Here is a 22,882-nt window from a genome sequence, read left to right as displayed (position 1 = left end):
AGTGAGGAAAGGCGTCCTATGCCTTGGAGTAACCAAAGCGGCGGCGGTGGCCCCTGGGGGCAACGTGGCGGATCGGGAGGCGGCAAAAGCCCTTGGGGCTCCGGCGGCCCGCAGGGCAACGGAACGCCCCCGGATCTGGAAGACATCCTGCGCCGCAGCCAGGACCGTCTGAAGGACTTCATTCCCGGCGGCTCCATGGGCGGGCGGGGCCTGATCATCCTGGTCCTCGGCGTGCTGGCGGTCTGGCTTCTGACGGGCTTCTACACGGTCCGGCCCAACGAGGTCGGCATCAACATGATCTTCGGGGAATATACCCGGACGACCGGCGAAGGCCTGCGCTACAACCTTCCTTACCCGATCGGCCGCGTCATGAAGCCCAACGTCACCGCCCAGCAGCGGGTCGAGGTGGGCTACCGTTCCACCCCCACGGGGCAGGGGCGGGCTCGCGACGTGATCGAGGAGAGCCTCATGCTCACCGCCGACGAGAACATCGTCGACATCGATTTCGATGCGGTCTGGCAGATCAACCCGGCGCGTCCCCAGGATTACGTGTTCAACCTGCAGAACCCCGACGGCACCATCAAGTCGGTGGCGGAAAGCGCCATGCGCGAAACCATCGGCCGCCGCAACATCCAGGCGATCCTGACCACCGAGCAGGCCAGCGTCGCGCAGGAAGTGCGCCAGATCATGCAGGAGGCGCTCGATGCCTACGGGGCCGGCGTGCTGATCAACGTGGTTCAGCTCCAGGCCGTGCGCCCGCCTTCCGAGGTCCAGCAGGCCTTCTTCGACGTGAACGCCGCCCAGCAGGACGCGGTGCGCGTCCAGAACGAGGCCGGAGCCTTCGCCAGCCGCGTCGTGCCCGAAGCCCGAGGCGAGGCCGCCCGCATCGTGCAGCAGGCCGAAGCCTATCGGGAGCAGTCCGTGGCGGACGCGTCCGGTCAGGCCGCCCGCTTCCGGCAGGTCTACGAGGAGTACCGCAAGGCACCCGACGTGAGCCGCGAGCGCATCTTCCTCGAGACCATGGAGCGGGTTTACGGCGGGGTCGAGAAGATCATCGTCGACCAGAACGGACAGGGTGTCGTGCCCTTCCTGCCCCTCAACCAGACGCCGCCGCGCCCGCAGGCGCAGGGCAATGCCGCAAACCCGCAGGGAGCCACGCGATGAACAGTTCCACGTTTCGCACGGGCTTTCTGATCGCTCTGGCTCTGGTGGCGATCGTTCTCTACAGCTCGATCTTCATCGTGCAGCAGACGCAGTATGCCCTGGTGCTGCGCTTCGGCGCGGTGCAGTCCGCCATCTCCGAGCCGGGCTTGAAGTTCAAGGTTCCGCTGATCGACAACGTCACCTACTTCGAAAAGCGGGTGCTCGATCTCGACCTGCCCGTTCAGACCCTGCTCTCCGCAGACCGGCAGAACCTGGAGGTCGACGCCTTCACCCGTTACCGGATCGTCGATCCGCTGCGGTTCTATCAGGCGGTCGGCAACATCGCGCTCGCCAATCAGCGCCTGCAGAGCTTCACCAACTCGGCCATGCGCAACACCCTGGCCAGCGCCTCCCGCGATGCCATCGTGCGCACCGAGCGTGCGGCTCTGATGAACCGCATTCAGGAGGATGTGAACCGGCAGGCGGCGAGCCTCGGCATCGAGATGATCGACGTGCGTCTCACCCGCGTCGATCTGCCCGCAGCCAACAGCCAGGCCGTCTACCAGCGCATGCGCACCGAGCGTGAACGCGAGGCGGCGGACCTGCGCGCCAACGGCCAGCAGCAGGCGCAGACCATCCGCGCCCGCGCCGAGCGCGAGGCGACGATCATCCGTGCCGAGGCGAACCGGACGGCAGAGGAGCTGCGCGGTCAGGGCGATGCGGACCGGAACCGCATTCTGGCCGAGGCCTTCGGCCAGGATCCGGAGTTCTTCTCCTTCTACCGGTCCATGCAGGCCTATGAGACCGGCTTGCGCGCGGGGGATACGCGCCTTGTCCTGAGCCCGGACTCCGACTTCTTCCGCTATTTCAACGATCCCACCGGTCAGCGGAATCGCGGAGGTGCCCCTGCTCCAGCCCCGGCGCAGCCTGCTCCCGCGCCGGCCCAGCCGGCGCCAGCGCAATAATAAGCTCAGATGTTCGACTTGATTGCAGCCCTCGGCCTCGCTCTCGCGGTCGAGGGCATTTTATTTGCAGCCTTCCCGGATGGGATGCGCCGGGCCATGTATGAGGCGGCCCATAGCCCGAGCGATCAGATGAGGATCGTCGGCATCGTGTCGGCGATCGTCGGGCTGGGGATCATTTGGCTGGTTCGCCAGTTTGGCTAGGTCCGAGGCTTAAACCTTCGCAAGGCTCAAGCCTCCGCCGGGATGCGCGCTTGAATGATCGGGCCGAGCACCAATCTATACCCGTAGTCTCCGAGAGAGGGTTTTCGATGAACAATGCCACGAACGCGCTGGCGCCTTCAAAGACGGTGCTGCCTCAGCGCCCCTTGCGCCGGCTGGCCGTATCCTGCTTCGCGATCCTGACGATTGTTGCAACAGCCATTCCGCTGCCGGTCCACGCCCGGTCGGCCCCCGAATCCTTCGCCGACCTGGCCGAGGAAGTGACCGGCGCCGTGGTCAACATCTCGGCCTCCACGACCGTCGAGGCCCGCAACCGGACCCTTCCTCAGCTGCCTCCCGGCACGCCGTTCGAGGACCTGTTCGAGGAGTTCTTCAACCGCCGCGGCCAGCAGGGCCCGGGGGGCGGGGGCGGCGGCGAAAACGCCCCGTCGCGTCCGCGCAGCTCGAACTCGCTGGGCTCCGGCTTCGTCATCGATCCGTCGGGGATCGTGGTGACGAACAACCACGTGATCGGCGACGCCAACGACATCAGCGTGATCTTTTCGGACGGCAGCCGCCTCAAGGCCGAGATCATCGGCAAGGATTCCAAGGTGGACCTGGCCGTTCTGAAGGTGAAGTCCGACAAGCCCCTCAAGTCGGTGCGGTTCGGCGACTCCGAGACCATCCGTCCCGGCGACTGGGTGATGGCGATCGGCAACCCCTTCGGCCTCGGCGGCACGGTTACGGCCGGCATCGTGTCGGCCCGCGGCCGCAACATCGAGTCGGGACCGTATGACAACTACATCCAGACCGACGCCTCCATCAACAAGGGCAACTCGGGCGGCCCGCTGTTCAACATGAACGGCGAGGTCATCGGCATCAACACGGCCATCCTGTCGCCCACGGGCGGCTCGGTGGGCATCGGCTTCGCGGTTCCCGCCTCCACCGCCGTGCCGATCATCGATCAGCTGCGCGAGTTCGGCGAGACCCGCCGCGGCTGGCTCGGCGTGCGCATCCAGAATGTGGACGACCCCACCGCGGAGGCCCTGAACCTCGGCTCGGCGCGCGGCGCACTGATCGCCGGCATCGACGACAAGGGCCCGGCCCGTCCGGCCGGTCTCGAGGTGGGCGACGTGATCGTTCGCTTCGACGGCAAGGAGGTCAAGGATTCCCGCGACCTGCCCCGGATCGTGGCGTCCACCCCCGTGGGCAAGGCCGTCGACGTGACGATCGTTCGCAAGGGCCAGGAGATGGTCAAGCAGGTGACCCTGGGCCGGCTCGAGGACACCGAGAAGCAGGCGAGCCTGCAGCAGCCCTCGACCGAACCGCAGACCGCAACCCGTCAGGCGCTCGGCCTCAACATGTCAGGCATGACGGAGGAGCTGCGTCGCCGCTTCAGCCTGAAGGACGACCTGAAGGGCGTGGTGATCACCCGCGTCGATCCGAATTCGGCGGCCTCCGACAAGCGGATCCAGGCCGGTGAGGTGATCGTCGAGGTCAACCAGGAGCCGGTCGCGAATCCGGCCGACGTGACCAAGAAGATCGACGACCTGAAGACGCAAGGCCGCAAGTCGGCGCTGCTCCTCGTGGCCAACCCGCAGGGCGAGGTTCGCTTCGTGGCCTTGTCGATCGAGTAAGGCCATCCGCACTCCGTGGGAAAGGCGGCCCCGAGGGCCGCCTTTTTCGTTTCCGGGGGATGCGTCTGTTCTGAATAAAGAACGTTTTGGTTGACATGGCGGTATGTTGTGCGCCATGTCGGGGCAGGATTTTGGCCCCTTGCGTCGGCCTTCTCTGGCGATGCGCCTCTTCAATCAGAGCCCATGAACCAGCACGTTTTTCCCGTTCCTTCCGCCCTGAAGTCCACTGCGCACGTGGATGCGCAGAGCTACCGGGAGCTTTACCGTCGCTCCCTGGAAGCCCCGGAGGCTTTCTGGCGCGAGCAGGCGCAGATCCTGGACTGGATGAAGCCTTTCACGACGGTGAAGAACACGCATTACTCGCCCGAGGACGTGACCATCGAGTGGTTTGCCGACGGCACGCTGAACGCTTCCTTCAACTGCCTGGACCGCCATGCGCGCGCCCGTGGCGACGAGGCCGCGATCCTCTGGGAGGGCGACACGCCCGGCGACACGCGGCGCGTGACCTGGAGCGACCTCCAGCAGGAGGTTTCCCGCTTGGCGAACGCCCTTCGGGCACTGGGTGTCAAAAAGGGCGATTTCGTCAGCGTCTACCTGCCTGTCGTTCCAGAGGCGGTCGCCGCCATGCTGGCCTGCGCCCGGCTCGGCGCCGTGCATTCCGTGGTGTTCAGCGGGTTCTCGGCGGAGGCCCTGGCGGGGCGGATCGAGGACTGCCGTTCGCGGGTGCTCATCACCGCCGATGAAGGCATGCGGGCCGGCAAGCATGTTTCCCTGAAGAGGAATGCGGATGCGGCCCTCGAGGGGCTTCCCTTCGTCGAGCATGTGCTGGTGGTGCGCCGCACCGGGCGGGACGTGCCCATGACGCCTGGGCGCGACCGCTGGTACGACGAGGCGCTCGCCGAGGCATCGGCCGAGTGCCCTCCGGTCGCCGTGGGCGCCGAGGATCCCCTGTTCGTGCTCTACACCTCCGGCTCGACCGGCAAGCCCAAGGGCATGCTCCACACCACGGGCGGCTATCTCGTCCATGCGGCCGCAAGCTTCAAGGCGATGTTCGACTACCGCCCCGGCGACATCCACTTCTGCACGGCGGATGTGGGCTGGGTGACGGCGCATACCTACCTGATCTACGGCCCTCTCGCGAACGGCGCGACCATCGTGCTGTTCGAGGGCGTTCCCTCCTGGCCCGATGCCTCCCGCTGGTGGCAGATCATCGAAGTCTACAAGGTCAACATCTTCTACACCGCGCCGACCGCCATCCGCTCCCTGATGCGCGAGGGCGAGGCTCCCGTGCGCAGGCACGACCTGTCCTCTTTGCGCATCATGGGCTCCGTGGGCGAGCCGATCAATCCGGAAGCCTGGCTCTGGTACCATGAGGTCGTTGGCAAAGGCCGCTGCCCCATCGTCGACACCTACTGGCAGACGGAGACCGGAGCCGTTCTCCTGTGCCCGTTGCCCGGAGCGATGGATCTGAAGCCGGGCTCGGCCGCGAAGCCCTTTTTCGGTGTTCAGCCTGCTCTGCTGAACGGCGAAGGGACCGTGGTCGAAGGCGAAGGAAGCGGCAATCTCTGCTTCGCCGATTCCTGGCCGGGGCAGGCGCGCACCATCCTGGGCGACCGCGAGCGCTTCCTGAAAACCTACTTCGGCGCCTTCCCGGGCTTCTACTTCACCGGCGACGGGGCGCGGCGGGATGCTGACGGCTATTACTGGATCACCGGCCGCCTGGACGACGTCATCAACGTCTCCGGCCACCGGCTCGGCACCGTGGAGGTCGAGGCGGCGCTGGCTTCGCATCCCTCGGTCGCGGAAGCCGCCGTGGTGGGCATGCCGCATGAGATCAAAGGGCAGGGGATTTTTGCGTTCGTGACCCTGAAGGAAGGCATCCCCGAGAGCGACGCGCTCCGGCGCGAGCTCATGCAGATCGTGCGCACCCGCATCGGGCCCATCGCCACGCCGGACCGGATCGAGTGGGCGCCGCAACTGCCCAAGAACCGCTCGGGCAAGATCCTGCGCCGGATCCTGACCCGCATCGCTGCCGGCGACTTCGAGAACCACGGGGACACGTCGACCGTGGCGGATCCCGCCGTCGTGGCCGAGATCGTCAGGCGCGTTCAGGCAGGGGCTTAAGCCTCGACGATGCTCTCGGCCCGGTAACCCTGCGCGTATAGCAGCGCCGACAGGTCCGCGTGGTCGATCCGCGCATGAGCCGCGGCGGCGACAGTGGGCTTCGCCCGGAAGGCGACCCCAAGTCCGGCCTCGCCCAGCATGGCGAGGTCGTTGGCGCCATCGCCTACGGCCATGGTGTCGTGCGGGGCGAGGCCGCAGCGCTCGCGCAGTTCGACAAGGGTCGCAAGCTTCGCCTCGCGGCCCAGGATCGGCTCCTCGACCGAGCCCGCGAGCTTATCGCCACTGACGATCAGGCGGTTGGAGCGATCCTCGTGGAAGCCGATCTTCGCGCCGATGGGGCCGGTGAACAGGGTGAATCCACCGGACACGAGACACGTATAGGCGCCGTTGGCGCGCATGGTCCGGACCAGAGCCCGGCCGCCCGGCGTCAGGGTGATGCGCTTCTCGATGATCTCGTCGACCACGCCGACCGGCAGGTTCTTCAAAAGTGCCACCCGCTCCCGCAGGGCAGGCTCGAAGGCGATCTCGCCGCGCATGGCGCGTTCGGTGATCTCGGAGACTTCAGCCTTCAGCCCGACGTAATCCGCCAATTCATCGATGCATTCCTGCCCGATCATGGTGGAGTCCATGTCCGCCAGGAACAGGCGCTTGCGCCGATGCTCCAGGGGTTGCACCACGATATCGATGGGCTGCCCCTCCAGAGCCTGACGGAGGGTTGCTTCCCCTGCTTCGGCCTCGGCCGAGGCGGGCAGGATCAGGTCGGCTGCAATTCCCCTTGCCAGAACCGAGCGTTCCGTCTCATGTCCGAGCGCCTGGGCCGCCATAGCGATGACCTCATCCGTCACGGCCGGCCGGGACGGGTTGGCGATCAGGGTCGCAACGAGAGAATTCTGGGAAGACGCCATTGGGGAGACCTGGCTGTGAGTGGGTTTAGGATCGGCGCGGTTCTCATCGCAGGGCCGACCGCTTCAGGCAAGTCCGCATTGGGCATCCGGCTGGCGCAGGCCCTGAACGGCGTGGTGATCAATGCCGATTCCATGCAGGTCTACCGGGATCTGCGCGTGATCACGGCGCGACCCACCATGGAGGAGGAGGCTGAAGCCCCGCACCGGCTCTACGGCCACGTGGATGCGGCCGTGAATTTCTCCGTCGGCCGGTATGTGGCCGATGCGGTTGCGGTCCTGCGGGAGATCCAAGGAACGCGGCTGCCGATCTTCGTGGGCGGGACCGGGCTATACTTCAAAGCGCTGACCGAGGGCCTGTCCGACATGCCCCCTGTCCCGGAGGAGGTGCGCGAGAGCGTGCGCCGTGAAAGCGAGGGGCTCGAAACCCCCGATCTTCACCGCCTGCTGTCCGAGCGCGACCCGGACACGGCCCGCACCCTGCGGCCCTCGGATCGCCTGCGCGTTCAGCGCGCCCTGGAGATTTTCGCCGCGACCGGCCAGCCCCTCGTTTCCTTCCACGGCGCCCGGCAGCCCGGCCCCCTGGCCGACGCCCCGGTCATCAAGCTCTTCCTCGCGCCGGATCGCGAGGAGCTGCGCGGGCGCATCGACCGGCGGTTCCTGGCCATGATGGATCGGGGTGCCCTCGACGAGGTAAGGGCATTGGGCGAGCGCAGCCTCGATCCCATGCTGCCGGCCATGCGGGCCCACGGCGTTCCGGGGCTGCTGGCGTACCTGCGCGGCGAGATCTCCCTCGACGAGGCCATCGCCAAGGGGCAGGGGGATACGAGACGCTACGCCAAACGCCAGTTCACCTGGTTCCGCCATCAGCTGCCGGACTGGCAGTGGGTCGAGCCGGAGAGGGGTTTCGAGGCCGCGATGGCTCGGCTCTAGGGCGTGGGCGAAGTGGCTCCGGGTCACCGCCCGAACATACGGCAAGCCAAGAACCGGCTTTAACTCCCCGTCAGCGGAAGCAGCTCTAGTGCCCCGAGACGCCCGTGAACATCTGGTAGAACGTGATGAAGATCTCGAACACGATCAGCAGCACGATGATCAGTTCGAGGCGCAGCGACCGCTCGGTGTCGATGATGTCGGTCAGGGCCTGGGCCGTGTCGCCCAGCACCTCAAGCTTGCGGTGGAGCGCCGTGGCGCGCTCCTTCAATTCGTACTCGTCCTCGAGGCGGGCATAGAGGCGCTCCAGGTCCGGGCGGTCCCAGAGCACGTCCGGCTTCTCCTCCACGGCCACGCCGCCCGACATGCGCTGGCGGACCAGAAGAGCTTGGCCCACCTGCTTGAGGATCCGGCGGCGGTCCCGGGGGCGGCGGCCCTTTTCGGCCAGGTGCTGGACCGAGGGCTCGACGAGCTCGAAGGCGGCCGTCGCCTCCCGCTCGTCCCGGGCCAGGGTCGCGCTCTTGGACAGGGCGTCCGCGATCACGATCAGCCGTTCGGTGGAGAGCTTCTTGATATAGATCGGCCCGCCCGGCGGGATCTGGTCGTCCCTTTCGGGCGAGATCTCGATGATCGCGGTTTCCTCCTCATGGCGGGCGAACTCGCCTGAGATGCGCTGGCGCAGGCCGCGGATGACATCGTCCTCCTCAAGGGGCGTCAGGCCGACCAGGACGGCCACGCCGTAGCGGAAGAGGGCCACGAAGCCGTCCTGCCCGACCCGGAAGGCGAGGGGGGTGGTGGACAGAACGTCGCTGCGCTCCAATCCTGCCACGTCGAGACGGTCGCCCAGCAGGAGGGCGCGGGCCGTCAGGCGAAGGTTCTGAACCGGCGCGCCGGTCGAGGAGAGGGTATCGGGCATGGTCATACGACTAAAATAGGGGGCCAAATGCAAAAGCTAAGCCGCATTTCGCCAAATCGATCCCGCTTGACCGGGTGAAATGTATCAGCTAGCGTCTGCGCAACTTTTGAACCGAGACGTGCCCAAATGCGCAAGCTTATTCTCGTAGTACGAACGCCATCGACGGAGCGGGATTGACCCGCAGGTCCGGCGATGGCGCACAGGCCCCCTCAGGGGCCTTTTTTATTGCCTGAATTCCAAGCCCTAGAATTCCAAGCCCAAAATTCCTAGCCCAAGAATTCCTAGCCACAGAGACGCAAGTAAAAGACCCGACGGAGCGAGTGACATGAGCGAGACCATGACCGGAGCCGAAATGGTGATCCGAGCCCTGCACGACCAGGGAGTCGAGCATATCTTCGGCTATCCTGGCGGCGCGGTGCTCCCCATTTACGATGCGATCTTCCACCAGGATAAGGTCCAGCACATTCTCGTCCGGCACGAGCAGGGGGCCGTTCACGCGGCCGAGGGCTATGCCCGCTCCTCCGGCAAGCCCGGCGTGGTGCTGGTGACCTCAGGCCCCGGAGCGACCAACGCGATCACCGGCCTGGCCGATGCCATGATGGATTCGATCCCGCTCGTCTGCATCACCGGGCAGGTGCCGACCCATCTCATCGGCTCCGACGCCTTCCAGGAATGCGACACGGTCGGCATCACCCGCCACTGCACCAAGCACAACTACCTGGTCAAATCCATCGAGGACCTGCCGCGCGTCCTGCACGAGGCCTTCTACGTGGCGCAGAACGGACGCCCCGGCCCGGTGGTGGTGGACCTGCCGAAGGACATCCAGTTCAAGACCGGCACCTATGTGCGGCCCCTGAGCAATCAGCACAAGACCTATCGCCCGACCGTGAAGGGCGACATGGATCATATCCGCGCCGCCATCGAGCTGATGGCGAACGCCAAGCGCCCGGTGTTCTACACCGGCGGCGGCGTCATCAATTCCGGGGTCCACGCCTCGACGCTTCTGCGCGAGCTCGTGCACCTCACCGGCTTCCCGATCACCTCGACCCTCATGGGCCTCGGCGCCTATCCCGCATCGGACAAGCAGTTTCTCGGGATGCTCGGCATGCACGGCACCTACGAGGCCAATCTGGCGATGCATGAATGCGACGTGATGATCAACATCGGCGCGCGCTTCGACGACCGCATCACCGGCCGGCTCGACGCCTTCTCGCCCTTCTCGAAACGCATCCATGTGGACATCGATCCCTCCTCGATCAACAAGACCGTGAAGGTCGACATCCCGATCGTCGGCGATTGCGCTCACGTGCTGGAGGACATGGTGCGCCTGTGGCGGCAGAGCGCGCAGCAATCCGACAAGGTGGCGCTCCAGGACTGGTGGGGCAAGATCGAAGGCTGGCGCTCCCGCAACTGCCTCGGCTACCGCAACTCCGCCGAAACCATCAAGCCGCAATACGCGCTGCAGCGCCTCTACGAGCTCACCAAGGATCGCGAGACCTACATCTCGACGGAGGTGGGCCAGCACCAGATGTGGGCGGCCCAGTACTTCAAGTTCGAGGAGCCGAACCGCTGGATGACGTCCGGCGGACACGGCACCATGGGCTACGGCCTTCCTGCCGCCGTCGGCGCGCAGCTGGCGCATCCCAACGCGCTGGTGATCGACATCGCGGGCGAGGCCTCGATCCAGATGATGCTGCAGGAGATGTCGACCGCCCTGCAGTACAACCTGCCGATCAAGGTGTTCATCCTGAACAACGAGTACATGGGCATGGTGCGCCAGTGGCAGGAGCTGCTGCACGGCGGGCGCTACTCGCAGAGCTATTCGGAGTCCCTGCCCGATTTCGTGAAGCTGGCGGAGGCCTATGGCGGCGTCGGCATCCGCTGCGACAAGCCCGGCGAGCTCGATGCGAAGATCCTCGAGATGATCAACGTGAACCGCCCGGTGATCTTCGACTGCCTTGTCGACAAGCAGGAGAACTGCTTCCCGATGATCCCTTCGGGGAAAGCGCATAACGAGATGTTGCTCAACGATTATCTCGGCGAGACGGGAGCCGATATCAGCTCCGTCATCGACGAGAAGGGCAAGATGCTGGTTTGATGGGGAAAGTGTCTAGCCATGCCAACTCTCGTCATCGCCAATAAGACCTATTCCTCCTGGTCGCTGCGCCCCTGGCTGCTGATGAAGCAGCTCGGGGTGGCCTTCGACGAGATCACCATTCCGCTCGACCAGCCGGACACCAGGGAGAAGGTGCTCAAGCACTCGCCGGCCGGCAAGGTGCCGATCCTGATCGACGGCGACGTGACCGTGTGGGAGAGCATCAGTATCATGGAATATGTGGGCGAGGCCTACGGTGCCCCCATATGGCCTGAGGATCGCAAGGCGCGCGCCATGGCCCGCTCGGTGGCGGCGGAGATGCATGCGGGGTTTCAGGCCCTGCGTTCCGCGTGCCCCATGAATCTCGGCAAGAAGTACGCGCAGCGGGACAGGGGCGAGGCGGTTGCCCGCGACGTCGCCCGCTTCAGCGGCATCGTGCGCGACGCGCGTGGGCTCTTTGGGGCCGGCGGCCCATTCCTCTTAGGCGCGTTCTCGGCGGCGGACGCCATGTATGCGCCGCTCGCGACGCGCCTCGACACCTATTCTGTTCCCCTCGACGCCACGACGCGCAGCTATGTCGATGCCATACTCTCGCTGCCCGCCTTCCAGGAGTGGCGCTCCGCTGCCATGAAGGAAGCGTGGATCGTCGAGGCCGACGAGGTCGACGAGGAGCCGATCGAGAATTACCGCACAGCGGCCTGAGACCAGAGAAGTCGGAAAGTTCAACACCATGCTGCAGATGAAAACCCACTATCCCGATGCAACCCGGGTCGAGCCCTCCCACCGGCACACCCTTGCCATCATTGTCGACAACGAGCCGGGCGTTCTCGCCCGCATCGCAGGCCTGTTCTCGGGCCGCGGCTACAATATCGAGAGCCTCACCGTCACCGAGACCGAGCACGAGGCGCATATCTCGCGCATCACCATCGTGACGACGGGCACCGACAGCATCATCCAGCAGATCAAAAGCCAACTCGAGCGCCTCGTGCCGGTGCACCGCGTGGTGGACCTCACCCTCACGGGCGAAGCCGTCGAGCGCGAGCTGTGCCTCGTGAAGGTGGTGGGCAAGGGCGATCACCGGGTCGAGGCCATGCGCCTCGCCTCGGCCTTCGGCGCCCGCACGCTGGACGCGACGCTGACCTCCTTCGTGTACGAGCTCACCGGCACGACGGACGAGGTCGAGCGCTTCATCAAGCTGATGACGGCCGTTGGGCTTGTCGAAGTCTCCCGCACCGGCGTTGCTGCCATGGCGCGCGGCGCGGAGGGGATGGGGGGCCTTAGCCCCTGAAGCTGTCCTGCGCCAGAAACGCCTCCTCGTCCGGTGTCGTCTCGCGGCCCAGGATGGCGTTGCGGTGGGGGAAGCGGCCGAAGCGGGCAATGATGTCGTGGTGGTGGCGCGCGTACTTGACCGAGTCCTCCTCGCCGAGAGCCTCGTTCAAGGTCACCGAGCGCTCCTGATCCGGCAAGGATTCGGAGTGCATGAAGGGCAGGTAGAAGAACCGGCGGAACTGAGGTTCGACCTTGTGGTCGAAGCCCCGCTCGATGGCGCGGTCGGCCGCCATGAGGGCCACGGGATCGGTTTTGTAGGTCTCGCGCCGTCCCCGGAACATGTTGCGGGGGAACTGGTCGAGAAGAAGAATGACGGCGAGCGCGCCCTCCGGGGTGAGCTCCCACTCGTTGAGGTCGCCCCGGGCTGCGGCCTCATAGGTGGGCATGAACCGGTCACGGCAGTCTTGGTCGAAGGTCTCGTCCTTCGAGAACCACTTCTCCGGTCCGGCTTCGCGCCAGAAACTGATGACTTCGTCGGGAGTGGCGAGGCGCTGCATGCGGCTTCCTCCTTTTTCGGTGAAGGGACAGGAATACCAATCTAGAGCGTTGGAGAGCCGTTTGAACTCTCCAGGCTCGGATCGTTTGTCCGCAAGGGGCAGCCGGTGCCTTGCGTCCAGCGCAGGCGAGGGCCGCAGTTTTGCTACAAACACCACCTTGTCAGCGCAGTTTTATTCGCTAAAAGCGGCGCCGGACAAAACAAATGTTGCGCGGGCTCCGATGGGCCGGTGCGGCGTCAACGAAGGCCGGGGGAATGCCCCCTTTGAGATGAGGGACTTGAGGACCATGCGTGTCTATTACGATCGCGACGCAGATATCAATCTGATCAAGGGCAAGAAGGTCGCCATCGTCGGCTATGGCAGCCAGGGCCATGCCCATACGCTGAACCTGCGCGATTCCGGCGTGAAGGACATCGTGGTGGCGCTCCGCAAGGGCTCGCCGTCCGCGGCCAAGGCCGAGAAGGCCGGCATCAAGGTCATGGAAGTGGCCGAGGCCGCCAAGTGGGCCGACGTGGTCATGATGCTGACCCCCGACGAGCTGCAGGCCGATATCTACCGCAACGACCTTCAGGACAACATGAAGCAGGGCGCGGCGCTGCTCTTCGCCCACGGCCTCAACGTCCACTTCAACCTCATCGAGCCCCGCAAGGACCTCGACGTGCTCATGGTCGCCCCCAAGGGTCCCGGCCACACGGTGCGCTCCGAGTACCAGCGCGGCGGCGGCGTGCCGACGCTCATCGCGATCCACCAAGACGCCACGGGCAACGCCCACGACATCGCGCTCTCCTATGCCTCCGCCAACGGCGGCGGCCGGGCCGGCATCATCGAGACCAGCTTCAAGGAAGAGTGCGAAACCGATCTTTTCGGCGAGCAGGTTGTGCTCTGCGGCGGTCTCGTCGAGCTCATCAAGGCCGGCTTCGAGACCCTGACCGAGGCGGGCTACGCCCCCGAGATGGCCTATTTCGAGTGCCTCCACGAGGTTAAGCTGATCGTCGACCTCATCTACGAGGGCGGCATCGCCAACATGAACTACTCGATCTCCAACACCGCCGAGTACGGTGAGTACGTCACCGGCCCGCGCATCATTACGCCCGAGACCAAGGCCGAGATGAAGCGCGTCCTGGAGGACATCCAGTCCGGTAAGTTCACCCGCGACTGGATGCTCGAGAACAAGGTCAACCAGACCTCCTTCAAGGCGACTCGCGCCCGCAACGCTGCGCACCCCATCGAGGATGTCGGCTCGCGCCTGCGCGACATGATGCCGTGGATCAAGGAAAAGGCCCTGGTCGACAAGAGCCGGAACTAAGCTTCAGGGGCGGCACGGGCCCGGGCCGCATCCGTCTTGATGGACGGGTGCGGCAGATTCGCGCTGCCCCATAGGATTTTAGGCAGGCCAGGCGTAACGGTTTGTCAGGCGAGCCGATTGTAGATAGTGGGTTCCCATACAAAAATGTGCGGAATGCCATGAGCGCAGCGGGCCTGATCGAAGACGTGCCGGAATTCAGCATGCCTCTCTGGGCAGGGCTGGATCCGGTGGCGCGGCTGGAGCTCCAGGCGGAACTCCAGCGGGTCGTGCTTCCAGGGGGCGAGATCCTTTTCCGGGAAGGCGACCCGGCGGATGCGCTCTACATGCTCGTCTCCGGAGCGCTCGGCGTCTCGGTTCAGGGCGACCATGGGGAACAGCGGCGGATCGCCCGCATCACCCCGCCCGAGACCATCGGCGAGATGGCCCTCATCTCCAACACGCCCCGCTCGGCCACGGTTACGGCCCTTCGCGACTCCGTTCTTCTGAAGCTGACCCGCTCCGCCTTCGAGGGCCTCGCAGCGCGCTGGCCTTCGGTCATGCTCTATCTGTCGAAGCTCCTCGCCGACCGGCTGCGCGCCACGACCCGCAGCCAGCCCGTCACCTTCACCCCGGCAACCTTCGCCATCGTTCCGGTCACGCAAGGGGTGGCGGTCGCGGATTTCGCGCATGCTTTCCTTGAGGAGATGCGGCGCAGCCATGGACCGGGCGTCGCCATGATCGACGCCATGCCGGCGCATGAGAACGAGAGCTGGCTCTACCGCCTCGAAGCGAGCCGGGAGCGCGTCATCTACATGGCGTCCGAGCCCTCGGGGTCCTGGACGGAGCGCTGCATCCGCCATGCCGACCACGTCATGCTGGTGGCCCGGCCCGGTGAGCCGCTGGCCTGCGAGGCGGAGGCGCTCACGGGCGCCGCGTCGTCCTGGCGCCGCCACGATCTCGTTCTGCTTCAAAAGCCGGACGCCGCCCGCCCGGCGCCCGCTCACCCGTCGCTCAATCGGCTGCGGGTCGATCAGCGCCTTCAGGTCCGGCAGAACAACCTGCCCGATCTCCAGCGGCTCATTCGCACCTCGAGCGGGCGGGCCGTCGGGCTGGTCCTTGCCGGAGGAGGCGCCCGCGGGTTCGCCCATCTCGGCGCCATCCAGGCCTTGCACGAGCATGGCTTTCCGGTCGATCTCGTCGGCGGAACCAGCATCGGCGCCGTGATGGCGGCAACCTGCGCCATCCAGATCGGGCTCGACGAGGCGAAGGCCCTCATGACCGAGGCTTTCGTCAGAAACCCGCCCCTGAACGACTACACCTTGCCCCTGATTGCGTTGGTGCGCGGCCGCAAGGTCGATGCGCGCCTGATGGAGCACTTCGGCAACTGCAACATCGAGGATCTCTGGCTGCCGTTCTTCTGTGTCTCGTCCAACCTGACCACCGGCACCGCCCATGTGCATCGTCAGGGGACCCTGTGGCGGGCCCTGCGGGCCAGCCTCGCCATTCCCGGCCTGCTCCCGCCCGTGGTGGAGCCGGATGGCGTGCTCGTGGACGGGGCCATGATGAACAACATGCCGGCGGACGTGATGGCCGATCTGCAGAGAGGGCCGGTGCTCGGCATCGACGTGGCGCGGGACGTGGCCTTCCGCAGCCCGGGCGACGAGGAGAAGAAAGCGCCCTGGCTGCGCCGGATCCTCGGCTTGCCGGCCAATGCGCCCGACATCGTGAGCCTGCTCTATCGCTCGGCGACGGTTTCCAGCGATGCCCAGACCTTGAAGGCGCGCGCTCATGCGGCCCTGGTCATCCATCCACCGCTGGCCGAGGTCCCGTTGCGGGGCTGGGAGCAGTTCGAGAAGGTTGTGGCGATCGGCTACGACCATACCCGCCGACAGATTGAGGCGGGCGCGCTCAATGCTTTCAAGGTTCGCTGAGGAGGCCGAAGATCCCTAGAGCCTATGCCACGCCATGGCCGCGGCGGCCACAAGGGAGCAGAGCGCAATGCTCAACGATCCCGAGCGCTGCCTCCAGAACCAGAACACGGCATAGCAGCAGCAAAGGGTGACGAGGAGCCCCCAGGCGTCCTGGGCCAAATGGTTGATCTTCGTCATCCCCAGCAGCGACTTGCCCGCCTTCCAGCTGTCCATCATCCACAGGGCCGAGAAGGCGAGGCTGGCGAACGCCCAAACGAGGGGCCACAATGCGGCCGGCAGCCCGACCGTGAGCGGGTCCGCCGTCCCGTTATGGGGAGATGCTGATCCGCCGTCCTCATAGAAGACGGACGAATGACCGGAGCCATGTTCCATGAATGCGCTTCCGCAATGTTATATCTTCGCTTAACATCGCGGAAGGCGGTTGCAACCTCTGGGAATGGAGGGGAGCGGCGAGCCTGAGGGCTCAGCCGCCCATCTCTCACTGCCGGTTGCTCTTCGTGTTCTGGGCCTTGTTGTTGTCCTGCTTGCCGGCATCGAGGCTCTTTTTCGTCGTGCCGCCAGAGCCGCGGGAGAGATGGTCGAGGTGCTTCTTGCTCTCGGCGGAGTTGTCGCCGTTCATCTTGCCTTTGCCCATGGGGGACCTCCGTTGTCGATGGGGGTTAATGACCCCTAAGGACCCGAGGTTCCCGGGTGCGGTGCCCTACCACAGGAGATAGTGCGCCAGCCCCGCGCCGGGCGCGAGGATCACGAAGGCCCAAACGGAGGCGGAGGCAAGGTTCGCTGCCTGAAACAGGACATTCGGCATCAGGAAGATGCCGGCGATCAGGGCGATGACGGCGCGAATCGGGCCGAAGAAGCGCCCCATGAACACCGCCCAGGGGCCGAAGCGCTGGAAGAAGTCCTCTCCCCGGGTGACGAGCTGCGGGTTGCGCGACAACGGCCAGACCTCATAGGCCGTCTTCTTGTACCTGCGCCCGATTTCATAGGAGATCCAATTGCCGAGAACCGCGCCGCAGACGGCCCCGATCCAAGCCTGCCAGAACGGGATCTCCGCCGCCGCAAGCACGAAGCCCACGGCGATCAGGATCGTCATCGTGGGCAGCAGCAGGGAAACGAAGGCAAGCGACTCGGCAAAGGTCATCAGCCCGAGCACGAAGGGGGCATAGGCCTGGTGCGACTGCACGAATTCCAAGACGCTGTTCTTGAGAAAACCGATGTCCATCAAATCGATCCGGAGCAATCAAGTGAGGGTGCATACCGCCATTCCGCCTGGGATCAAGTACGAACAAGCGGTCCTTGTGATGAATGAGATCACATCACGCGATTTGAAGCGGGGCGAATGTTGCGCTAACGGGAGATGAAAGGGGCTCTACGCGATGAACATCCTCTCGATCCAGTCTCATGTTGCCTATGGTCATGTGGGTAACGCCTCAGCGGTCTTCCCGATGCAGCGACTTGGCGTCGAGGTATGGCCCATTCATACCGTGCAGTTCTCGAACCATACCGGCTACGGCTCCTGGAAGGGGCGCGTCTTCGACGGCCCCGCCATCGAGGATCTGGTGGAGGGCATCGCCGAGCGCGGCGTGCTCGGCCGGTGCGACGGGGTGCTTTCCGGCTATATGGGCTCGGCCGATATCGGTACGGCGATTCTCTCCGCCGTGGCCCGGGTGCGGGCGCTCAATCCCGGAGTCCTGTACTGCTGCGATCCGGTGATCGGCGATGTGGGGCGCGGCGTTTTCGTGCGTCCCGGCGTCCCGGAATTCATGCGCGATCAGGCTATTCCGGCAGCCGACATCATCACTCCGAACCAGTTCGAACTGGACTACCTGTCCGGCATGGCGACGGCAACGCTGGACGATGTGAAGAAGGCGATCTCGATCGTGCACGGAATGGGCCCCAAGGTCATTCTCGTCACCTCGGTCGAGACGCAGGCGACGCCCGGCGACAGCGTGGACCTGATCGCCGGCGAAGGTGGACGCTTCTGGCGGGTGCGCACCCCAAAGCTGTCTCTCAGCGTCAACGGGGCAGGGGACGCCATCGCGGCGCTCTTCTTCGTTCACTATGCGCGTTCGCGCTCGGCCCCGACGGCTCTTGCGGAGGCATCGGCCTCCGTCTACGGCTTGCTCAAGCGCACCGAAGAAGCAGGCTCTCGCGAGATCCTGACCATTGCGGCGCAGGACGAATTCGTCTCCCCCACCTATCGCTTCGACGCCGAGGAGGTTTGATCCGCATGGCCCGCCGCTTTGTTACCCTCGATGTCTTCACCGCCGAGCGGTTCACCGGAAATCCCCTTGCCGTCGTGCTGGATGCGGAGGGCCTCGACACGGCCGGGATGCAGCGGATCGCCAAGGAGTTTAACCTCTCCGAGACGGTCTTCGTGTTCCCCCCGTCCGAGCCGCGTCAGCGCGCCGATATCCGCATCTTCACGCCCGGACGCGAGCTGCCCTTCGCGGGCCATCCCACGGTCGGAACGGCCGTTCTTCTGGCCATCCTCGACAGGGACAGACAGCCGGGTGCCGCGGCCTTCGGCCTGAGGGAGCAGGTCGGCATCGTGCCCTGTGCCGTCGAGGTGCGGGACGGGATGAGCGGTTCGGCCCGCTTCCGCCTGCCGCGCCTGCCGTTCACCTGGGGCGAGGGCAAGGATACGGCCGCCTGTGCCTGGGCGCTGGGCCTCGATCCCACGGAGATCGGCTTCGACCGCCATGTTCCAAGCCGCCATTCGGCCGGCGTCGCGTACGATCTCGTGCCGGTCGCTTCCCTTGAGGCGCTGGCAAGGTCCAAGCCGCAGGGGGAGGCCTTCGATAAGGCCTTCGGCGACAGCGACCACCCGGCGCCTTATGTTTATGCCCGCATGCCCCAGGCCGACGGATTGCGGTTCAGGGCCCGGATGTTCGGCTTGGGCATGGGCATCGCGGAAGACCCGGCCACCGGCTCGGCCGCGGCCGCCTTCGCGGGCGCGCTCATGCAATGCGAACCCCTCGGGGATGGCGAGCACGATATCGTCATCGAGCAAGGTGTCGAGATGGGACGCCCGAGCGAGATCGCCCTGCAGATGGTCATCAAGAACGGAGAGCTGGTCTCCGCCGAGATCGGCGGGAGCGCGGTCATGATGAGCCGTGGCGAGCTTCTTTCATGAACCGTGGGGTTCAGATTCATCGCGTTAGCCGGGTCGAAGCCTGCTGCCGTCCGAAGGATTGGACGTGGCCCCGGCAAAACCGTGCATTCATCGAGGAGAACTGGGCGCGCCGCACGGCAGGCAAGCCGCAGATGTTCAACGGACGGGTGCTGCTGCTCCAGGACGTGACCTTTGGGGAAGACATCTGCCGCAACACCTATTTCGAGGTCGACTACGCCGATTTCGTCGCCTGGATCGACAAGGGCTACCCGGATCCCGACATCGCCAACGGTTTCGCCATGGGGGCGCTGCGCGGCTCGGACGGCGCCTATATCTGCGGGGTCATGGGAGCCGGGACCACCAATGCGGGCCGCATCTATTTTCCTGCCGGAACGCCGGACCTGTCCGATCTCCGGCCCGACGGCACCGTCGATCTGGCGACCAGCCTCACCCGTGAGCTTGCCGAGGAAACAGGTCTGTCGGAGGATGATTACCGCGTGGACGACGAGTGGATCATCGTCCAGCGCTGGCCGACCATCGCGCTCCTGCGGACGGTGACCCTTCCGGTGACGGCGGAGGAGGGCGCAGCGCAGATCCGCGCCAACATCGCCGCCCAGGAGGAGCCCGAACTGCAGGATGTGCGGATCATCCGGGGCGCGCAGGATATCGACCAGGCTACGATGCCGCTGTTCCTGCAGTCGTTCTTCGGCTGGGCCTTCGATCAGAGATAGCCGTGACGGGCCTTCGTGGCATTGAGCATGCGCACGGCCTCCGCATCGCGCCCGGCAGCGCAGGCGGCCTCCGCCTGGCCGATCTCCCGATCCACGCGGCCATAGACGGATTGGTTCACATGCCCCATGGCCAGATCGTTGCTCATCACGGCGCGGTAGCGGTCGACCTCGCCCTTGCAGCCCAAGCCTTCCGGCATGCGGAAGCCCGAGGGCGTGACGCCGGCTCCGGCCGGGGCGGGAGCTGAGGCGGTCTGATTGCAGGCCGCAAGCGGCAGGGCCACAAACCCGGTCAGGCACAGGGCGCGGAACGCAGTCTTCATCGGGGTACCTCCTGTATGGACTTCGTTGTTGGCGCATAACGGCCAAGCTTCATCCGATCTAGGGCAGTTTGCCGATAGACCAGTCCTGCCGGTGCCCTGATCACATCCGATACGATCGTCGTGCTTTCGCTTTTCGTTTGTTTCACCGGCTTGCCATGCAATCGGAGCGCCGTTACAAACAAACCGGTTGTTCGCGGCAGGGCCGCGACCCAGGAGGATTCGGGCGGCGATGATCATCGGCTTCCCCAGCGCATGGATGAACGGCCCCGCTCCGGCGGCCGCTCGCGCGCGCCTTCTCGGTCTCCTTCTCCTTAGCTGCCCCTGAGGGTCGGCTGGGCGTCGTCGCCTGGGCTCTCAGGGGTTCTGAATAAAGCAGGAACAACCTTGAGCGCCGAGGACCAATCCCGAGGCCTCGCCCCCTCCGAGAAGGACTAAAAAATGACCGCTTCCGTATCCGGCGCCGCTAAGGACCGCGTTCTGATCTTCGACACCACCCTGCGCGACGGCGAGCAATGCCCCGGCGCCACCATGACCCTGGAGGAGAAGCTCGATGTTGCGGAGCTGCTCGACACCATGGGGGTCGACATCATCGAGGCGGGCTTCCCCATCGCATCCAACGGCGACTTCGAGGCCGTTTCCCTCATCGCAAGCCGCGTGAAGCGGGCGACCGTCGCGGGTCTCGCCCGCGCCATCTCGGCCGACATCGCCCGCGCCGGCGAGGCTGTCCGCGGTGCGGCGCGCCCCCGCATCCACACCTTCGTGTCCACCTCGCCGATCCATCTGGCGCACCAGATGCGCAAGTCGGAAGAGGAAGTGCTGGAGATCATCACCGCCACGGTGACCCAGGCGCGCAATCTGGTCGAGGATATCGAGTGGTCCGCCATGGACGCCACCCGCACCCCCATCGACTATCTGTGCCGCTGCGTGGAGGCCGCCATCAAGGCCGGCGCCACTACCATCAACCTGCCCGACACCGTGGGCTACGCCACGCCGGACGAGTACCGCGCCATGTTCCGGGCCGTGCGCGAGCGTGTGCCGAATGCGGACAAGGCGATCTTCTCCGCCCATTGCCACAACGATCTGGGGCTTGCCGTCGCCAATTCGCTGGCGGCGCTGGAGGGCGGCGCCCGGCAGATCGAGTGCACCCTCAACGGCATCGGCGAGCGGGCCGGCAACGCGGCCCTGGAAGAAATCGTCATGGCGATCCGCACCCGTGGCGACATCCTGCCCTACGAGACCGGCGTCGAGACCACGATGCTGATGCGCGCCTCGAAGCTCGCGTCCGCCGCCACCTCGTTCCCGGTGCAGTACAACAAGGCCATCGTCGGCCGGAACGCCTTCGCCCACGAGAGCGGCATCCACCAGGACGGAATGCTCAAGAACGCCCAGACCTACGAGATCATGACGCCGGAGAGCGTCGGCGTCTCCAAGACGTCGCTGGTGATGGGCAAGCATTCGGGCCGCGCCGCTTTCCGCAACAAGCTGGAGGAGCTGGGCTACAGCCTCTCAGACAACCAGTTCCAGGATGCCTTCGAGCGGTTCAAGGAGCTCGCCGACCGCAAGAAGCACGTCTACGACGAGGATATCGAGGCTCTGGTCGATCAGAACATCGCCACCGCCCATGACCGCATCAGGCTGGTCTCGCTCTCCATCGTCGCCGGAACCCGCGGGCCGCAGCGCGCCACCATGAAGCTCCAAGTCGACGACAAGGTCGTCATCGAGGAGCAGGAGGGCAACGGTCCGGTGGACGCCACCTTCAACGCCATCAAGGCCCTCGTACCCCATGATGCGGTGCTGGAGCTCTATCAGGTTCACGCCGTCACCGAGGGCACGGACGCGCAGGCCGAGGTTTCGGTACGCCTGTCCGCCGACGACCGCAGCGTGACCTCCCGCGCCGCCGATCCGGACACCCTGGTGGCCTCGGCCCAGGCCTATCTCGGCGCCCTCAACAAGCTCCTGAGCCGGGGCGCACGCCTTCACGCCCAGCACGCGGCGGAGTAGGCTACGCTTTCCTCGAGGCGTCATTCCGGGCCATCCCGGCAATGACGCCTGCCGCGGCTCGATGGGATCAAGCTTCGAATATGCGCTGCTCCCGGCGTCGTAGGTTCGAAGCTTGGCGCTCTTGAAGGGGCTGGTTCGCAGGAGGGCGCCCATCTATCCCCATGCGCCAGACGAAATCTGCAGCTTAGAGCCGAAAACCTGACCGGGTGGGCTAGACAGGGGGCAAGGGGTTTGTTAAACGCACGGCCTCTTCAGCGGACATCGCGCCGCTGAATTCGCTTCGGCGACGGGTGATTAGCTCAGTTGGTAGAGCAGCTGACTCTTAATCAGCGGGTCGTAGGTTCGAGCCCTACATCACCCACCAAGCACTGCAAGGTTTTCGATCGACCTTGGTGCTTCATTTCGACGAGCTGTCGAGACAGGTTTCTGAAAAGTCCTCCGCCTTGTTCGATCAAGTGCGTATCGGCTCAGGTCCCCCTCCAACGACTGCGAACTCTGCCGGTGGCCGAGCAGGATCGACTGCATTCTACGTAGAACTACTAGGCTAATCTTTTAGGCTTAATTAGTTTTTGGAATATCAACTACCTGACAGATAGCTCGATTATTGCAGGTCCGTGCCTCTGGCCCGGTCGTGGAGGCTTTGATGTTAGGTCTTTTGTCGCGTGCCGATGCCAATGCGGAAGCTAATACCAAGTCCCTGAAGGTCTGACTCGTTCGTGATTTCCCGGGCTGGAGTGGGTGTGATTCAGTTTGGTGAACCAGG

The 22,882-nt window shown here is 65.3% G+C and carries 22 protein-coding genes and 1 tRNA gene; 16 read left to right on the top strand and 7 right to left on the bottom strand.

Annotated features, from left to right (window positions below):
- The first annotated feature begins 18 nt into the window (after positions 1–18).
- The 5 genes from hflK to acs all read left to right on the top strand — a co-directional run bounded on the left by hflK (position 19) and on the right by acs (position 6,067).
- Complete coding sequence (gene hflK, locus JKG68_RS04020) at positions 19–1,164, top strand: FtsH protease activity modulator HflK (RefSeq protein ID WP_202056060.1); 1,146 nt, start codon at positions 19–21, stop codon at positions 1,162–1,164.
- On the top strand, positions 1,161–2,108 hold the full coding sequence (gene hflC, locus JKG68_RS04015; protein WP_202056058.1) for a protease modulator HflC: 948 nt from the start codon (positions 1,161–1,163) through the stop codon (positions 2,106–2,108). The genes hflK and hflC overlap by 4 nt, the downstream gene beginning before the upstream one ends.
- A 9-nt stretch (positions 2,109–2,117) precedes the next feature.
- Positions 2,118–2,309: a DUF2065 domain-containing protein gene (locus tag JKG68_RS04010; protein ID WP_202056056.1), complete on the top strand. Its 192-nt coding sequence runs from the start codon at positions 2,118–2,120 to the stop codon at positions 2,307–2,309.
- 107 nt (positions 2,310–2,416) lie between these two features.
- Positions 2,417–3,943 (top strand): DegQ family serine endoprotease, encoded by a 1,527-nt coding sequence (locus JKG68_RS04005; RefSeq protein ID WP_202056054.1) that lies wholly within the window; start codon positions 2,417–2,419, stop codon positions 3,941–3,943.
- Between the two features lie 183 nt (positions 3,944–4,126).
- Entirely contained in the window at positions 4,127–6,067 is a 1,941-nt protein-coding gene (acs, locus tag JKG68_RS04000; protein WP_202056053.1) for an acetate--CoA ligase, read from the top strand.
- On the opposite strand, the gene serB is transcribed toward acs, so the two are convergent.
- Entirely contained in the window at positions 6,064–6,972 is a 909-nt protein-coding gene (gene serB / locus JKG68_RS03995) for a phosphoserine phosphatase SerB (protein ID WP_202056052.1), read from the bottom strand. The genes acs and serB overlap by 4 nt on opposite strands.
- Before the next feature lie 15 nt (positions 6,973–6,987).
- On the opposite strand from serB, the gene miaA reads away from it, so the two are divergent.
- Positions 6,988–7,902, top strand: a complete 915-nt coding sequence (gene miaA / locus JKG68_RS03990) for a tRNA (adenosine(37)-N6)-dimethylallyltransferase MiaA (RefSeq protein WP_312890727.1) — start codon at positions 6,988–6,990, stop codon at positions 7,900–7,902.
- 85 nt (positions 7,903–7,987) lie between these two features.
- On the opposite strand, the gene JKG68_RS03985 is transcribed toward miaA, so the two are convergent.
- The gene (locus JKG68_RS03985) at positions 7,988–8,815 is read right to left on the bottom strand and encodes an RMD1 family protein (protein ID WP_202056050.1); all 828 of its coding nucleotides are present in this window, start codon (positions 8,813–8,815) and stop codon (positions 7,988–7,990) included.
- Between the two features lie 325 nt (positions 8,816–9,140).
- Here JKG68_RS03985 and JKG68_RS03980 point away from each other — a divergent pair, with 325 nt between their 5' ends.
- Genes JKG68_RS03980 through ilvN form a run of 3 tightly spaced genes read left to right on the top strand, consistent with a single transcriptional unit; the run spans position 9,141 to position 12,198 of the window.
- Entirely contained in the window at positions 9,141–10,913 is a 1,773-nt protein-coding gene (locus tag JKG68_RS03980; protein ID WP_202056049.1) for an acetolactate synthase 3 large subunit, read from the top strand.
- Positions 10,914–10,931: 18 nt separating this feature from the next.
- Positions 10,932–11,612 (top strand): glutathione S-transferase family protein, encoded by a 681-nt coding sequence (locus JKG68_RS03975; protein ID WP_202056047.1) that lies wholly within the window; start codon positions 10,932–10,934, stop codon positions 11,610–11,612.
- A gap of 28 nt (positions 11,613–11,640) precedes the next feature.
- On the top strand, positions 11,641–12,198 hold the full coding sequence (ilvN, locus tag JKG68_RS03970) for an acetolactate synthase small subunit (RefSeq protein ID WP_202056045.1): 558 nt from the start codon (positions 11,641–11,643) through the stop codon (positions 12,196–12,198).
- Here the strand turns inward: ilvN and JKG68_RS03965 are convergent.
- On the bottom strand, positions 12,188–12,736 hold the full coding sequence (locus JKG68_RS03965) for a DUF924 family protein (protein WP_202056035.1): 549 nt from the start codon (positions 12,734–12,736) through the stop codon (positions 12,188–12,190). The genes ilvN and JKG68_RS03965 overlap by 11 nt on opposite strands.
- A 286-nt stretch (positions 12,737–13,022) precedes the next feature.
- Here JKG68_RS03965 and ilvC point away from each other — a divergent pair, with 286 nt between their 5' ends.
- Both ilvC and JKG68_RS03955 read left to right on the top strand, forming a co-directional pair.
- Positions 13,023–14,042 carry a ketol-acid reductoisomerase gene (ilvC, locus tag JKG68_RS03960; protein ID WP_202056034.1) on the top strand — a complete coding sequence of 340 codons (1,020 nt, stop codon included), beginning with the start codon at positions 13,023–13,025 and terminating at the stop codon, positions 14,040–14,042.
- Positions 14,043–14,200: 158 nt separating this feature from the next.
- The gene (locus JKG68_RS03955; RefSeq protein ID WP_246515073.1) at positions 14,201–15,952 is read left to right on the top strand and encodes a patatin-like phospholipase family protein; all 1,752 of its coding nucleotides are present in this window, start codon (positions 14,201–14,203) and stop codon (positions 15,950–15,952) included.
- A 15-nt stretch (positions 15,953–15,967) separates the two neighbouring features.
- Here JKG68_RS03955 and JKG68_RS03950 read toward each other — a convergent pair whose 3' ends face one another.
- The 3 genes from JKG68_RS03950 to JKG68_RS03940 form a co-directional block, all read right to left on the bottom strand.
- A complete protein-coding gene (locus tag JKG68_RS03950; RefSeq protein WP_202056033.1) occupies positions 15,968–16,324 on the bottom strand; it encodes a hypothetical protein in 357 nt (118 codons plus the stop codon).
- Positions 16,325–16,430: 106 nt separating this feature from the next.
- Positions 16,431–16,586, bottom strand: a complete 156-nt coding sequence (locus JKG68_RS03945; RefSeq protein ID WP_202056032.1) for a hypothetical protein — start codon at positions 16,584–16,586, stop codon at positions 16,431–16,433.
- Between the two features lie 66 nt (positions 16,587–16,652).
- Entirely contained in the window at positions 16,653–17,174 is a 522-nt protein-coding gene (locus tag JKG68_RS03940; RefSeq protein ID WP_202056030.1) for a DedA family protein, read from the bottom strand.
- Between the two features lie 154 nt (positions 17,175–17,328).
- Between JKG68_RS03940 and pdxY the strand changes: the two genes are divergently transcribed.
- From pdxY to JKG68_RS03925, 3 genes are read left to right on the top strand one after another with little or no spacing between them, the layout of a single operon-like run.
- Positions 17,329–18,177, top strand: a complete 849-nt coding sequence (gene pdxY, locus JKG68_RS03935; protein ID WP_202056029.1) for a pyridoxal kinase PdxY — start codon at positions 17,329–17,331, stop codon at positions 18,175–18,177.
- A 5-nt stretch (positions 18,178–18,182) separates the two neighbouring features.
- On the top strand, positions 18,183–19,088 hold the full coding sequence (locus JKG68_RS03930) for a PhzF family protein (RefSeq protein ID WP_202056028.1): 906 nt from the start codon (positions 18,183–18,185) through the stop codon (positions 19,086–19,088).
- On the top strand, positions 19,085–19,798 hold the full coding sequence (locus tag JKG68_RS03925) for an NUDIX hydrolase (protein ID WP_202056027.1): 714 nt from the start codon (positions 19,085–19,087) through the stop codon (positions 19,796–19,798). The genes JKG68_RS03930 and JKG68_RS03925 overlap by 4 nt, the downstream gene beginning before the upstream one ends.
- On the opposite strand, the gene JKG68_RS03920 is transcribed toward JKG68_RS03925, so the two are convergent.
- Positions 19,789–20,118 carry a hypothetical protein gene (locus JKG68_RS03920; RefSeq protein ID WP_202056026.1) on the bottom strand — a complete coding sequence of 110 codons (330 nt, stop codon included), beginning with the start codon at positions 20,116–20,118 and terminating at the stop codon, positions 19,789–19,791. The genes JKG68_RS03925 and JKG68_RS03920 overlap by 10 nt on opposite strands.
- Positions 20,119–20,556: 438 nt before the next feature.
- On the opposite strand from JKG68_RS03920, the gene JKG68_RS03915 reads away from it, so the two are divergent.
- Positions 20,557–22,119 carry a 2-isopropylmalate synthase gene (locus JKG68_RS03915; protein ID WP_202056025.1) on the top strand — a complete coding sequence of 521 codons (1,563 nt, stop codon included), beginning with the start codon at positions 20,557–20,559 and terminating at the stop codon, positions 22,117–22,119.
- A gap of 288 nt (positions 22,120–22,407) precedes the next feature.
- A tRNA-Lys gene (locus tag JKG68_RS03910) sits at positions 22,408–22,483 on the top strand.
- Positions 22,484–22,882 lie beyond the last annotated feature (399 nt).

It is taken from the genome of Microvirga aerilata (assembly GCF_016743775.1).
GTDB classification, from domain to species: Bacteria; Pseudomonadota; Alphaproteobacteria; order Rhizobiales; family Beijerinckiaceae; genus Microvirga; species Microvirga aerilata.
Note: the sequence above shows the minus strand (reverse complement) of the source record. Positions and strands in the feature narration are given on the sequence as shown.